We start from the raw sequence: 13,372 nt of genomic DNA, 5'->3' as shown, positions 1-13,372 counted from the left end.
GTTTATAGTTCCCGACCCTGACGATTCCCGACCTGCCGGAACCCCCATGCCCCTGACCCCCGAAATACGCTGGATCGATACCCCCGAGGCACTGGATGCCGCCTGCGCAGAGGTGGCCGGTGCCGATATCATCGCGCTGGACACCGAGTTCTTCCGCGAGAACACCTTCTACCCGGTGCCGGCGCTGATCCAGTTCTCCACCGGCGGCCCGGCCTGGCTGGTCGACCCCCAGGCGGTGGCCTGCACCGATGCCTTCCGTCGGCTGCTGGCCGAAGGACCGCTGAAGCTGGTCCACGCGGCCAGCGAGGACCTCGAGGTCTTCGCCGGCTGGGCCGGCGTCACTCCCTCGCCGCTGGTGGATACCCAGCTGGCCCAGGGCCTGCTGGGTGAGACCCCGTCCATGGGCTACCAGAAGCTGGTGGAGCACTGGACCGGCCACACCCTGCCCAAGGACGAGACCCGTTCCGACTGGCTGGCGCGTCCGCTCTCCGAGACCCAGCAGGCCTACGCGGCGCTGGACGTGATCTACCTGGTCGAGGTGTGGCAGCAGCAGCGCGAGTCGCTCCAGCGCCATGGCCGCCTGGCCTGGCTGGAGGCGGACTGCGCCGAGCTGGTGGCCCAGGCGGGTCGCAACGGCGAGTCCGATGGCCAGTGGTACCAGCGCCAGCGCCAGCTGTGGCGCCTGACCCCGCGCCAGGTCGAGGCCTACCGCCGCCTGACCACCTGGCGGGAGGGTGAGACCCGCGCGCGCAACCTGCCGCGGGGCTGGCTGGTCCACGACCGGGTGCTCTACGCCATCGCCGAGGCATTGCCCGAGAACCGCTTCGAGCTGGCCCGCATCGAGGACGTCAAGCCGAGCCTGATCAAGCGCGACGGCGATACCCTGCTGGCGCTGGTGGCCCAGGCCCGCCACCTGGACGACGCCGAACTGCCGCCGGCGCTGCCGTCGCCCATGGCGCCGGAGTTCAAGCGGGTGCTCAAGGCGCTGAAGAAGGTGGTCAACGCCGAGGCCGAGGCCCAGGGCCTGGCCCCGGAGGTGCTGCTGCGCCGCCGCGACCTGGAAGCTCTGGTCACCGCCCACCTGGAAGACGACCCCCTGCCGCTGCCGTCAGGCTGGCGCGGCGAGCAACTCAATGCGGGCCTCACCCGGGCCTTGGAGGAACAGCCCCGATGAGCGATGATCGGATGCGCGGCGACAAGCTGCTGTGCGAGGTCTTCAAGAGCCCCCGCCTGGAGGAGATGTATCTCTACGTGGACAAGCGCGAGGGCTTCTGTCGGGTACCCGAGCCGCTGCTCGAGCGCTTCGGCAAGCCTCAGCCGGCGATGACCCTGATCCTCTCTCCCGGCAAGCCCATGGGGCGCGCCCAGGCTGCCGACGTCATGGCGGCGATCCGCGAGAAGGGCTTCTACCTGCAGATGCCCCCCGCCAAGGAGGAGTACATGCTGGATCTCTACCGCACCCCCACCCAGGCGCGCTACTGATGCGTGAACGATTCTGGGAGCAGTATCCCCTCGAGGAGCTCACCGCCGAGGAGTGGGAGGCGCTGTGCGACGGCTGCGGCCAGTGCTGTTTGCTCAAGTTCCAGGATGACGAGAGCGGCGAACTGGCGGTGCTCAACCTGGCCTGTGAACTGCTGGATATCCACAGCTGCCGCTGCAGCGACTACGAGAACCGGCTCTCACGTGTGCCGGACTGCACCCGGCTCACCCCGGCGCTGATCGACCAGTTCCGCTGGCTGCCCAAGTCCTGCGCCTATCGGCGGGTGGCGGAGGGGCGCAAGCTGGCCCGCTGGCATCCGTTGCTCTCCGGCGACCCGGAGCGGGTTCACCGCAAGGGCATCAGCGTGCGCAGCTTCGCCGTGACGAGCCGCGGGGTGCCGGAGGAGCAGTACGAGGACCATATCATCGCGGTGATTCCGATCGATTGATCCTGCCAGGAGTAGAGCTGCTGTAGCCTCATCAAGCCTTGAGGCTACTGGTGGCAGCTGGATAACCTCCAGGACGTCAATCCACTGGTGGGAGATCGGCTTTGCCGGCGGTTCGACGCTTCGACGAATGGCGGCGAAGCCGCCCCAGCGGTGTTGTCGGCGTTGGCGCATACCGCCCAGGAGCCCTTCGGTCTCCATTCGCCGGGCGGAGCCCAGCTCCCACAAAACCCAGCTCTTCCCCCCGCGGAGTGTGGCTCCCACCAGTGAAAACAGCGCCTGGGCAGGTCTACTGCTCAGGAGTGGTTAATTCTGGCGGGAGATTCCATGTGGACCCTTATCCCTCGCGGCTTTCCACCCCCAGTGCCCAGAGGATATAGGCGTCCTGGCGGGCACCGTCGTGCCACGCCTTGAAGCGGCCCGAGGCGCCGCCGTGGCCGGCGGCCATGTCGGTGCGCAGCAGCACAGGCCCGCGCGCGGTGCCGAGCTCCGTCAGCCGCGCATAGAGCTTGGCCGGCTCCCAGTAGGGTACCCGAGTGTCGTGCCAGCTGCCCTGCAGGAACATGGTCGGGTAGGGGGCCGCGGCCAGGTTGTCCAGCGGCGAATAGGCATGGATGCGCTTGCGGGTGTCGGGCTCGTCCGGGTTGCCCCACTCGGTGTACTCGGCGGTGGTCAGCGGCAGGTCGGGGTTCTCCATGGTGCGTAGCACGTCCACGAAGGGCACATCGAGCACCGCCGCACAGAACGCCTTCGGCGCCAGGTTGAGGCTGGCGCCCACCAGCAGGCCGCCGGCGCTGGCGCCGTAGGCGGCGATACGCTCGCCGTCGCTGATGCCGTGCTCCACCAGGCAGTCCCTGGCGGCGAGGAAGTCGCGGAAGCTGTTGGCCTTGTGCTCGAGCTTGCCGGCCAGGTACCAGGGCTCGCCGCGGTCGCCGCCGCCGCGCACGTGGGCCACGGCGAAGGCCACGCCGCGGGCCAGCAGCTCCAGGCGTGCCACCGAGAACCAGGGGTCGAGCACCTCGCCGTAGGCGCCGTAGCCGTAGAGCAGCGTCGGCAGGGGGTGGCCGGCCAGGTCGGCGCGCATCACCACCGAGACGGGGATGCGCTCGCCGTCGTGGGAGGTTGCCCACAGCCGCTCGCAGGCGAGCGCATCGGGGGCGAGGTCACCGTGGATCGGCTGTTGCTTGAGCAGGGTACGCTCGCCGCTGTCCAGGTCGTGTTCGATCCAGCTCACCGGCAGCACGAAGGACTCCTCGCGCAGGCGCAGGCGGCGCTGGTCGAAGTGGGGCGCATCGCCTAGCGCCAGGCTGCAGGGCGTCTCCGGCAGCGGCAGGCGCTCGTCCCGCGTGACGTCGTGGTCGGCATCGAACTCCATCACCCTGAGCCGAACCTGGGCCTCCTCATGGTCGCGCTCGGTGATCACCAGGCCCCAGGCGAAGGCATCGACGCCCTCCAGGGTGTCCTCGTCGCGGTGGGGAATCAGCGGCTGCCACTGGTCGGCATCAGCGGCATCAGCGAGGCGCGCCTCGTCGATCACATCGAGCCGGAAGTGGGTCGCGTCGCGGTTGTGCAGCAGATAGAAGTGACCCGGACGATGGTCCAGGGAGAGTTCCACGCCGCTCTCCCGGGGACGGAAGCAGCGCGGGGCGGTGGCCGGCGCCCGGGCCGGGATCAGATAGCTCTCGCTGGTGTCCTTGGAGGCGCTCTCCAGCACCAGCCACTCCCGGGAACGGGTCTTGCCGAGCCCCAGCCAGAATTCCGGGTCCTCCTCGCGCAGCACCAGCTCGGGCTCCCCCGCCACGCCCTCGGCCAGCGCCAGGCGCCAGATACTCTCGGGGCGCTGGGTGGCGTCATAGCGGGTAAAGAACAGGGTGGTGTTGTCCTCCGCCCAGGTCAGCTCGGGGCCGATGCCCTCCAGCAGGCGCACGGGCCGACCGTCGGGGAGGTGGGCCAGGAAGAGGTCGAACATCTCGTCGCCGCGGGTGTCCTCGCTCCAGGCCAGCCAGCGCTCGTCCGGCGAGAGGGCCATGTCGCCGAGCTCCAGGAAGTCGTGGTCGGCGGCCCGGGCCTCGAGGTCCAGGAAGGGGGCGGCACGGTCCGGCTTGCCGTTGGGATGGCGCCACCACACCGGATAGTCGGCCTCGGCGGCGGTCTCACTCCAGTAGGTATAGTGATCCAGGGGCGAACGCAGGCCGTGCACGGCCAGCTCGCGGCGCGCCAGATGGCCGTGGTAGAGGCGCTCCACCAGGTCGTCCAGAGGAGCAAACCAGGCGGAAAATTCGGCGTTGGCCGCCTCGAGAAAGGTCGTGACCTCCGGCTCCTCGCGGTTTTCCAGCCAGTGCCACTCGGGGTCTTCTGCGCGGCGGAAACGGACAGCCGGGGAAACGGAGGCCTGGCGGTCGGGGCGATGCGGCGGCTGTGCTTTCATGGTGGGGGATGTACCATACTCAAGACTGTGAAAAGAAAGAGAGGTGGCGATGCCAATTACCGATTCGATGACCCTACTATGGCTGGTCTACGGCTTCCTGTCGCTGGTGGTGCTGCTGACCGGCTACCTGGGCCTGGCCTTCCTGCCGCGGCTGCTGCGGCTGCCGATCACCTGGCTGGTGGCCGGCGTGATGTGGGTCCCGACGCGCTTCCGGATGCCGCTTCTGGAAGAGGGGGAGTTCTACACCGGCCTGGCCCCGGCGGTGGTGGTGGCCCTGGTGGGCTTGCTCGAGCGTGACAGCGGCTTGGCGCTGCCGGCGCTGATGTTGACTGTTGCCGGAGCGGCGGCCGGTGTGGCCTTCGGGCTGCTGCTGGCATGGCGCGGCGGCGGGCGTGACGACTATGTCGACATGGATGACAACGAGGACGACGCTCCCCCCGCCCGGCGTGGCGGTGGCGGGCGTCAGGAGCCGGTGATCGGCTGATCGGGAGCCGATTACCGGTTAATCAGGAGCCGATAATCGGCTAAGGAGCCGGGAATGGCCTGGTCATGGATGGTCAGTCAGAGAGGGCGAGGTCTGGCCTGCCTGCTGGTCGCGAGCCTGCTCTGGCTGGTAGCCGGTTCGGGGCTGGCGCAGCCGGTCGAGGAGAATCCGGACGTACGAGTGATCATCGACGTCTCCGGCAGCATGCGCACCAACGATCCCGACCAGCTCGCCGCCAGCGCTCTGGAGCTGCTGGCATCACTGCTGCCGGAAGGCACCCCGGCCGGCGTCTGGACCTTCGGCGAGCGCGTCGACAACCCGCTGACCCTCGACGCGGTGGACGCGGGGTGGCGCGAGCGTGCCATGGCCCTGGGCCCGGCCCTGGTGGACTATCAGCCCCACACGGACATCGAGGCGGCCGTGCGCCGCGCCGCCGAGAGCCCGGCCAACGGCTGGCGCCATCTGGTGTTGCTCACCGATGGCATGATCGACCTGTCGCCAGCGCGTGGCGCCAAGCCGGCGGTGGATGTTGCCTCGCGGCGCACCCTGCTCGAGGAGCTGGCCCCGGCGCTGGCCGAGCGCGGCGTGGTGGTGCATGCCATCGCCTTCTCCGACTCAGCCGACCTCGACCTGGTGGAGCGGCTCTCCCGCACCACCGGTGGCCTGCCGGCCCTGGTGCAGTCGCCGGAGAGCCTGCTGGGTGCCTTCGTCGATATCGTCGAGCGTATCTTCCCCGCCGACCAGGTGCCCCTGGCCGAAGGGCGCTTCACCATCGAGCCCGGCGTCGAGGCCTTCTCGGCACTGCTCTTGCACGCGCCGGATGGCGCGCCGCTGACCCTGGTCGCCCCGGATGGCACCCGCTACACGCCCGACAGCCCGCCGACCGGCGCGCGCTGGCAGGTGGAGCCGCGCTTCGATCTGATACGGGTGCCTGATCCCGCCCCCGGCGAGTGGCACCTGGAGGGCGAGTTCGCCAGCGACAGCCGCATCGGGGTGCGCGGCGCGGTGAGCCTGCAATTCGCGCCGGTGCCGGCCATTCTTCACCCGGGACTGACGATGCCGCTGGAGGCCTGGCTGGTCCGCGGCGGTGAGCCCTGGCAGGCGGCGCCGGAGGATCTCGCCATCAGCGCTACCCTGCTCGACGCTGAGGACACCGCGCAGGTGGCGGTGGGGCTGGAGCGCCAGGGTGAACGCTTCGTCGGGGAGTTGACGGTGCCTGAGCTCTCCGGTGCCGCTCGCCTGCGTCTGCATGCCGAGGGGCAGGGGATCGTCCGCCAGCGCTACCTGGCGGTCAATGTGCAGCCGTTACTGAGCCTGCTGGAAGAGGCCGAGGAGGGCCGCGGGCTTGCTGGGGAAGCGGGCCGGCGCCCGCTGGGCGAGCGCTTCCACGAGGACCTCGCCACCGGCCGCGAGACCGAGGCGGTGCCTGACAGCGCCGCCGACCGCTTCATCGACTTCATCAATGACCTGCCGGCCCATGCCGCTGTCCTGTGGCGCGAAGCGTGGCCCTGGCTCGAGCGCCGTGGCGCGGCCTTCGCCGGCGACCCTCGCCAGTGGGCGGTGGCGGGCCTGGTCATGCTGACGCTTCTGATTCTGCTGGCATGGCGGCATCGACGCGCGCCGCGCAGGACCATCCACCGGGAGGATCCGCATGTGTGAACTTCTGGGCATGAGCGCCAACGTGCCCACCGATATCTGCTTCAGCTTCACCGGCTTCCTGCATCGCGGGGGCGGCACCGGTCCCCATCGCGACGGATGGGGGATCGCCTTCTACGAGGAGGGCGGCTACCGCGACTTCCGCGACCCCCACCCCTCGGTGCATTCGCCCATCGCGCGGTTGATCACCGACTACCCGATCAAATCGAACATCGTCATCAGCCATATTCGCCAGGCCAACGTGGGCCAGGTGCGCCTGGCCAATACCCACCCCTTCGTGCGTGAGATGTGGGGCAGTCCCTGGTGCTATGCCCACAACGGCCAGCTCGAGGACTGGCAGGGCCTGCCGCTCAGCTTCTACCGCCCGGTCGGTGATACCGACAGCGAGCATGCCTTCTGCTGGCTGTTGGGGGAGTTGCGCCGCTGCTTCCCGGAGCGTCCGCAGAATGATGCGGCGCGCCAGGCCTTGTGGCGGCTGCTCCACCAGCTCTGCGAGCGCCTGCGCGGGCTCGGCGTGTTCAACCTGCTGCTGGCCGATGGCGACTACCTCTACACCTTCTGCTCCACCAAGCTGGCCCATATCACCCGACGGGCCCCTTTCGGCGGGGCGAGCCTGTCGGATGCCGAGCTCACCGTGAACTTTGCCGAGCACACCACGACCCACGACGTCGTCTCGGTGATCGCCACCGAACCGCTCACCGACAACGAAGCCTGGGAGCGCATGCTCCCGGGGGAGTTGCTGGTATGGCGCGACGGCGTGATCCAGGCGTGCTTCGGCCGCCGCCAAGCGTGAAATCAGCCGGTTGGCCTTCGCGGCTGGAGTGGCACAGGCTGTCGGTAAAGGGGCCCGGCATGAGGGCATAACCACATCGGTTTCAAGCTACTGTTTCAATCGTTCGTTTTACAGCCTGAGCCGGCCGGTTTAAGGTAGGGCCCCGGGACAACAACAAGCGCCGATGGCCCATCGGCGACAAAGCGGAGACTCGTGATGAGTGAGCATGCCAACGCCCCGATCCTGTCCGGCCCCGAGCTCAAGGGGATGGAGGAGTATGATTCGGTCACCGACATCTTTCATGCGGCGGTCAAGCGCTATGCCGACAAGCCGGCCTTCAGCTGCATGGGGCAGACGCTGACCTTCGCCGATCTGGATCGCCTCTCCAGCGATTTCGCCGCCTGGCTCCAGCACGATACGACGTTGCAGCCGGGGGATCGCATCGCTATCCAGCTCCCCAACGTGCTGCAGTTTCCGGTGGCGGTGTTCGGCGCCATGCGCGCCGGCATGGTGGTGGTCAACACCAACCCGCTCTATACCGAGCGGGAGATGGCCCACCAGTTCAAGGATTCCGGTGCCAAGGCCATCGTGATCCTGGCCAACATGGCCGACAAGCTCGAGAAGGTCCTCGACCGCACCGATATCCAGCACGTGCTGGTGACCGAGCTCGGTGACCTGCACGGTTTCCCCAAGCGACCGCTGATCAACCTGGTGGTCAAGTACGTCAAGAAGATGGTGCCGCCCTTCCGTCTGCCTGGGCATACGCCCTTCCGCCAGGCGCTCAAGGAGGGCGCGTCTCGCCAGCACCGTGAGGTGGAGCGCGAGCTCGACGATATCGCTGCGCTGCAGTACACCGGCGGCACCACTGGCCTGGCCAAGGGCACCATGCTCAGCCACCGCAATCTGGTGGCCAATATGCTGCAGGCGGGGCAGGCCATCGGCCCCGGCCTCAACAACGGCGAGGAGGTGATAATCGCGCCGCTGCCGGTCTATCACATCTATACCTTCACGGTGAACTGCCTGTTCCTGATGGAGACCGGCAACCACTCCATCCTGATCACCAACCCCCGCGACCTGCCCAACTTCGTCAAGGAGCTCAAGGGGTTGAAGTTCACTGCCTTCATTGGCCTGAACACCTTGTTCAACGCCCTGTGTAACCGCGAGGACTTCCGCGCCCTGGATTTCTCCAAGCTGCACCTGACCATCTCCGGCGGCATGGCGCTGACCAAGTCCGCGGCGGAACGCTGGAAGGAGGTCACCGGCTGCGAGATCGCCGAGGGGTACGGGCTCACCGAGACTTCACCGGTGGTGAGCTTCAACCCGGTGGACGCCATCCAGCTCGGCACCATCGGCAAACCGGTGGCCGGGACCCGAGTCAAGGTGGTGGACGCCGACGGCAACGACCTGCCCTTCGACGAGCCGGGCGAGCTCTGTGTGCAAGGGCCCCAGGTGATGAAGGGGTACTGGAACCGCGACGACGAGACCATCAAGGTGATCGACGACGACGGCTGGTTCCATACCGGCGATATCGCGGTGCTCCAGGAGGACGGCTATATCCGCATCGTCGATCGCAAGAAGGACATGATTCTGGTCTCGGGTTTCAACGTGTACCCCAACGAGGTGGAAGACGTCGTTGCCACCCATCCGGGGGTGCTGGAGTCCGCCGCGGTGGGCGTGGACGACGAGGCCAGCGGCGAGGCGATCAAGCTGTTCGTGGTGCCCCGCAGTGATGACCTCGACCCCGAGGAGCTGCGCGCCTGGTGCAAGAAGGAGATGACCGGCTACAAGGTGCCCAAGTACGTGGAGCTGCGCGATGAGCTCCCCAAGACCAACGTGGGGAAAGTGCTGCGCCGCCAGCTGCGCGACGAAGAACGCGAGAAGGCGAAGGCAAAGGCCGGTTCTTGATAGCCACCGCCTAGCCTGGCGATAGTCAGCCTCAATGGCCTGAATTAGGCGCCGCCACTTGCGCGGCGTTACAATGAGCTGCCCGTACCGGTTCGCCGGTACGGGCAATTTTCCTTGTTGCCTTCCACCCGCGGAGCCACCGTGTCCGACGTGACCACCGACGTTTCTACCGCCACCCTCCAGACCGATGCCGACCGCCTCAGCGCCCTGCGCCAGGCGCTCGACGGCGTGCTGCTGCGCGACCGTCCGTCGCTCGACAAGCGCCTGGATGGCCTGGCGCGGCGGGTGAAGGAGGGCAAGCCGGCGGATCGCGGGCTGAGCGAGGCGGCCAAGACCGTGGCGCGCTCCCGGGAGGTGGTCGACCGTCGCGCACAGCGTCCGGTGACGCTGAACTATCCCACTGAGCTGCCCGTGGCGGAGCGCCGCGAGGAGATTCTGGCGGCCCTGCGTGACCACCAGGTGGTGGTGGTGGCGGGCGAGACCGGCTCCGGCAAGACCACCCAGCTGCCCAAGATCTGCCTGGAGCTGGGCCTGGGGCGCCGCGGGTTGATCGGCCACACCCAGCCGCGGCGTCTGGCGGCGCGCTCGGTGGCCGCGCGCCTGGCCGAGGAGCTCGAGACCCCGCTCGGTGAGCAGGTCGGCTATCAGGTGCGCTTCAGCGACCAGAGCAGTGATCAGACCCTGGTCAAGCTGATGACCGACGGCATCCTGCTGGCCGAGACCCGCCACGACCCCGAGCTGCGCCGCTACGAGGCGATCATCATCGATGAGGCCCACGAGCGCAGTCTCAACATCGATTTCCTGCTCGGCTACCTGAAGCGACTGCTGCCGCGTCGCCCCGACCTCAAGGTGATCATCACCTCGGCCACCATCGACGTGGAGCGCTTCGCCGCCCACTTCGCCACGCCCGGCAAGGGCAACCAGCCCGAACGGTCGGCGCCGGTGGTGGAGGTCTCCGGTCGCACCTACCCGGTGGAGCTGCACTACCGGCCGCTGGTGCGCGAGGCCGAGGATGAGGAGGACCGCACCCTGCAGGAGGGCATCCTGCATGCGGTGGAGGAGATCGAGCGTATCGAGCGCGACAAGCGCTGGCTCCACGGCCCACGGGACATCCTGGTGTTCCTGCCCGGCGAGCGCGAGATCCGCGAGACCGCCGATACCCTGCGCCGGGCCGACCTGCGCGGCACCGAGGTCCTGCCGCTCTACGCGCGGCTCTCCAACGCCGAGCAGAACCGAGTCTTCGCCCCCCACGCCGGCCGGCGCATCGTGCTGGCCACCAACGTGGCCGAGACCTCGCTCACCGTGCCGGGTATCCGTTACGTGATCGATCCGGGTCTGGTGCGCATCAGCCGCTACAGCTACCGCACCAAGATCCAGCGCCTGCCGGTGGAGCCGGTCAGCCAGGCCAGCGCCAATCAGCGCATGGGGCGCTGCGGCCGGGTGGCCGAGGGGGTGTGCCTTCGCCTCTATGACGAGGAGGACTTCCTCGCTCGGCCCGCTTTCACCGACCCCGAGATCCGCCGCACCAACCTGGCCTCGGTGATCCTCTCGATGCTCTCACTGAAACTCGGCGACATCGAGGCCTTCCCCTTCGTCGATCCGCCGGATTCGCGCTTCGTCACCGACGGCTTCCGGCTGCTCTTCGAGCTGGGCGCGGTGGACGAGCAGGGTGGAATCAGCCCCATCGGCCGCAAGCTGGCCCGCTTGCCCATCGACCCGCGCCTGGCACGGATGGTGCTGGCCGGCGCCGAGCAGGGCGGCCTGCGTGAGGTACTGATCGTGGTGGCCGGCCTGGCGGTCCAGGATCCCCGCGACCGTCCGGCGGAGAAGCGCCAGGCCGCCGACCAGGCCCATCGCCGCTGGCAGGACCCGGACTCCGACTTCGTGGCGCTGCTCAACCTCTGGAACGGCGTCGAGGCGGCCCGCGAGGCGCTCTCCGGCAACCAGCTGCGGCGCTGGTGCAAGGAGCACTACATCAACTACCTGCGCGTGCGCGAGTGGCACGACACCTTCCGCCAGCTGCGCCAGCTGCTGCGTGACATGGAGATCGAGGTGCCGCCGCCGGCGCTGCGGCCCGTCCTCGATGAGCCAGCGATGGCCGACGGTGAGGAGCAGGAGGCTGCCCGCGCCCAGGCGCGCCGCCAGAGTGCCGTGACCCTGCACCGGGCGCTGCTGCCGGGGCTGCTCTCCCACCTGGGGCTCGCCACCGAGAACCGCGAGTACCTGGGGGCGCGCAACCGCAAGTTCGTCGTCCACCCCGGGTCCGGGCTGGCCAAGAAGTCGCCCAAGTGGCTGATGGCCTTCGAGCTGGTGGAGACCACGAAACTCTTTGCCCGCACCGTGGCGAAGATCGACCCTCAGTGGATCGAGCCGCTGGCCGGGCATCTGGTCAAGCGCAGTTATTCGGAGCCTCACTGGGAGATGAAGCGCGCCCAGGTGGTCGCCAAGGAGCAGGTGACCCTGTTCGGCCTGCCCATCGTGGCCGGGCGGCGGGTGCACTTCGGCCCCATCGCGCCGGCCGAGGCCCGCGAACTGTTTATCCGCCGGGCCCTGGTGGAGGGGGAGTTCAGGACCCGCGGCGACTTCTTCGCCCACAACCGGGCGCTGATCGAGGAGGTCGAGGACCTGGAGGATCGCGCTCGGCGCCGGGATATCCTGGTGGATGAGGAGACGCTGTTTGCCTTCTATGACGAGCGACTCCCCGAGGGTATCCACAATGGCAAGGGCTTCGAGGCGTGGCGCAAGAGCGCCGAGGCCGAGAACCCCGCGGTACTCAAGTTTGACCGCGCCGCCCTGCTGGCCCGGGAAGCCAGCGAGATCACCCAGGCCGACTATCCCGACGAGCTGGCCCTGAACGGGGTGCGCTACCCGCTCGGCTATCACTTCGAGCCCGGCGCGGTCGATGACGGCGTGACCCTCACCGTGCCGGCCGCCATGCTGCCCCAGCTGCCTCTGGCGCGGCTCGAGTGGCTGGTGCCGGGCCTGCTGCGCGAGAAGTGCATCGCGCTGATGAAGTCGCTGCCCAAGGCGCTTCGTCGCCAGGTGGTGCCGATTCCCGACTGGGTCGACGCCGCCCTGGAGACGATCGTCCCCGACGACGTGCCACTCACCGAGGCGCTGGGCGAGTTCCTGCGCCGCCGCACCGGCGCCCGCGTCCACCCCGACGACTGGCAGCGGGACCAGCTCGAGCCCCACCTGGTGATGAACCTCAAGGTGGTGGACCACGAGGGCCGCGTGCTGGGCCAGGGCCGCGATGTCCGCGAGCTGGAGCGGCGCTTCGAGGCGGCGGCGGGGCAGGGGGCCCGGTCGCTGGCCGCCGAGGCGCGCCTGGAAGCGCCGGTGGAGGGGCTGCCCGGGGAGGCGCTGCCCGAGTCCCGGGTCACCACCCAGGCGGGCATCCGCGTCGAAGCCTTCCCGGCCCTGGTCCCCGAGGGCGAGGCCTTCCGGGTCGAGCTCTTCGACCACCCCGACAAGGCCCGCGAGGCCCATCGCGAAGGCATCGTGCGCCTGGCCATGCGCCGTCTGCCGGACCCGGTGCGCGAGATCGAGCGCCTCAAGGGGCTCGGCACCTGCGCGTTGCTGTTCGCCAAGGTGGGCAGCAAGCGTCAGCTGACCGATGACGTGGTGCGGGCGGTATTTACCCGGGTAGTCGCCACGGATCCGCTGCCCCGCTCGGCCGCTGAGCTCGAGGTGCGCCTGGCCGCGACCCGCGATGAGCTCGTGCCCCGGGCCGAGGCCCTGGTGGCGACGCTGGAGGCCGCCCTCAAGGGCCATCTGGTGGTCGCCAAGGCGTTGAAGGGCAACCTGAACCTGGCCCTGGCGCTGGTATACAGTGATCTCAAGGTGCAGATGGCGCGCCTGGTGCACCCCGGCTTCGTCAGCGAGGCCGGCGAGTGGCTCGACGAGTACCCGCGCTATATGGAGGCGGCCCAGATCCGCCTGGAGAAGGCGCCCCGCGAGCGCCTGCGCGACCAGATGCATATGCAGGAGGTCCAGGCCCTGGAGACGCGCCTCGAGGCCCGCCTGGAGAGTGAGCGGCGCGGCGGCATGGCGCCGCCGGCGCTGGCAGAGTTTCGCTGGTGGATCGAGGAGCTGCGCGTCTCGCTCTTTGCCCAGCAGCTGGGCACCCGATTTGCGGTCTCCGCCAAGCGCCTCGAGAAGCGCTGGGCGGAGATCACCGGGCGCCCCTGAGCCCCGGAACA

At 68.8% G+C, this 13,372-nt stretch carries 9 protein-coding genes; 8 read left to right on the top strand and 1 reads right to left on the bottom strand.

What is annotated here, in order from left to right; genetic code table 11:
• Window positions 1-46: 46 nt before the first annotated feature.
• The 3 genes from rnd to ACM26W_RS12640 are packed head-to-tail and all read left to right on the top strand — an operon-like array spanning window position 47 to window position 1,928.
• Window positions 47-1,174 (top strand): ribonuclease D, encoded by a 1,128-nt coding sequence (gene rnd, locus ACM26W_RS12650; protein ID WP_416137346.1) that lies wholly within the window; start codon window positions 47-49, stop codon window positions 1,172-1,174.
• A complete protein-coding gene (locus ACM26W_RS12645; RefSeq protein ID WP_416137345.1) occupies window positions 1,171-1,482 on the top strand; it encodes a YcgL domain-containing protein in 312 nt (103 codons plus the stop codon). Before rnd ends, ACM26W_RS12645 begins: the two co-directional genes overlap by 4 nt.
• Window positions 1,482-1,928, top strand: coding sequence for a YcgN family cysteine cluster protein (locus ACM26W_RS12640; RefSeq protein ID WP_290794998.1), 447 nt, complete (start codon window positions 1,482-1,484; stop codon window positions 1,926-1,928). The genes ACM26W_RS12645 and ACM26W_RS12640 overlap by 1 nt, the downstream gene beginning before the upstream one ends.
• 334 nt (window positions 1,929-2,262) lie before the next feature.
• Here the strand turns inward: ACM26W_RS12640 and ACM26W_RS12635 are convergent, their stop codons facing one another.
• The gene (locus tag ACM26W_RS12635) at window positions 2,263-4,353 is read right to left on the bottom strand and encodes a S9 family peptidase (RefSeq protein ID WP_416137344.1); all 2,091 of its coding nucleotides are present in this window, start codon (window positions 4,351-4,353) and stop codon (window positions 2,263-2,265) included.
• Window positions 4,354-4,402: 49 nt separating this feature from the next.
• Here ACM26W_RS12635 and ACM26W_RS12630 point away from each other — a divergent pair, with 49 nt between their 5' ends.
• The 5 genes from ACM26W_RS12630 (at window position 4,403) to hrpA (ending at window position 13,361) form a co-directional block, all read left to right on the top strand.
• Complete coding sequence (locus tag ACM26W_RS12630) at window positions 4,403-4,837, top strand: hypothetical protein (protein ID WP_416137343.1); 435 nt, start codon at window positions 4,403-4,405, stop codon at window positions 4,835-4,837.
• Between the two features lie 54 nt (window positions 4,838-4,891).
• Window positions 4,892-6,496 (top strand): VWA domain-containing protein, encoded by a 1,605-nt coding sequence (locus ACM26W_RS12625; protein ID WP_416137342.1) that lies wholly within the window; start codon window positions 4,892-4,894, stop codon window positions 6,494-6,496.
• Complete coding sequence (locus ACM26W_RS12620; RefSeq protein WP_416137341.1) at window positions 6,489-7,286, top strand: class II glutamine amidotransferase; 798 nt, start codon at window positions 6,489-6,491, stop codon at window positions 7,284-7,286. Before ACM26W_RS12625 ends, ACM26W_RS12620 begins: the two co-directional genes overlap by 8 nt.
• A gap of 195 nt (window positions 7,287-7,481) precedes the next feature.
• A complete protein-coding gene (locus ACM26W_RS12615; RefSeq protein WP_416137340.1) occupies window positions 7,482-9,170 on the top strand; it encodes an AMP-binding protein in 1,689 nt (562 codons plus the stop codon).
• Window positions 9,171-9,311: 141 nt separating this feature from the next.
• Window positions 9,312-13,361 carry an ATP-dependent RNA helicase HrpA gene (gene hrpA / locus ACM26W_RS12610; protein ID WP_416137339.1) on the top strand — a complete coding sequence of 1,350 codons (4,050 nt, stop codon included), beginning with the start codon at window positions 9,312-9,314 and terminating at the stop codon, window positions 13,359-13,361.
• Window positions 13,362-13,372 lie beyond the last annotated feature (11 nt).

The sequence above is a fragment of the Halomonas sp. HK25 genome, assembly GCF_047795635.1.
Lineage (GTDB): Bacteria > Pseudomonadota > Gammaproteobacteria > Pseudomonadales > Halomonadaceae > Halomonas.
This window is presented reverse-complemented; position numbering and strand designations above follow the sequence as displayed.

Excerpts from the sequence above, each read along its gene's own strand:
- ACM26W_RS12640 (WP_290794998.1), top strand. The coding sequence starts at position 1,482 with ATGCGTGAACGATTCTGGGAGCAGTATCCCCTCGAGGAGCTCACCGCC.
- ACM26W_RS12620 (WP_416137341.1), top strand. The coding sequence starts at position 6,489 with ATGTGTGAACTTCTGGGCATGAGCGCCAACGTGCCCACCGATATCTGC.
- ACM26W_RS12630 (WP_416137343.1), top strand. The coding sequence starts at position 4,403 with ATGCCAATTACCGATTCGATGACCCTACTATGGCTGGTCTACGGCTTC.
- ACM26W_RS12635 (WP_416137344.1), bottom strand. The coding sequence starts at position 4,353 with ATGAAAGCACAGCCGCCGCATCGCCCCGACCGCCAGGCCTCCGTTTCC.
- rnd (WP_416137346.1), top strand. The coding sequence starts at position 47 with ATGCCCCTGACCCCCGAAATACGCTGGATCGATACCCCCGAGGCACTG.
- ACM26W_RS12645 (WP_416137345.1), top strand. The coding sequence starts at position 1,171 with ATGAGCGATGATCGGATGCGCGGCGACAAGCTGCTGTGCGAGGTCTTC.
- ACM26W_RS12625 (WP_416137342.1), top strand. The coding sequence starts at position 4,892 with ATGGCCTGGTCATGGATGGTCAGTCAGAGAGGGCGAGGTCTGGCCTGC.
- ACM26W_RS12615 (WP_416137340.1), top strand. The coding sequence starts at position 7,482 with ATGAGTGAGCATGCCAACGCCCCGATCCTGTCCGGCCCCGAGCTCAAG.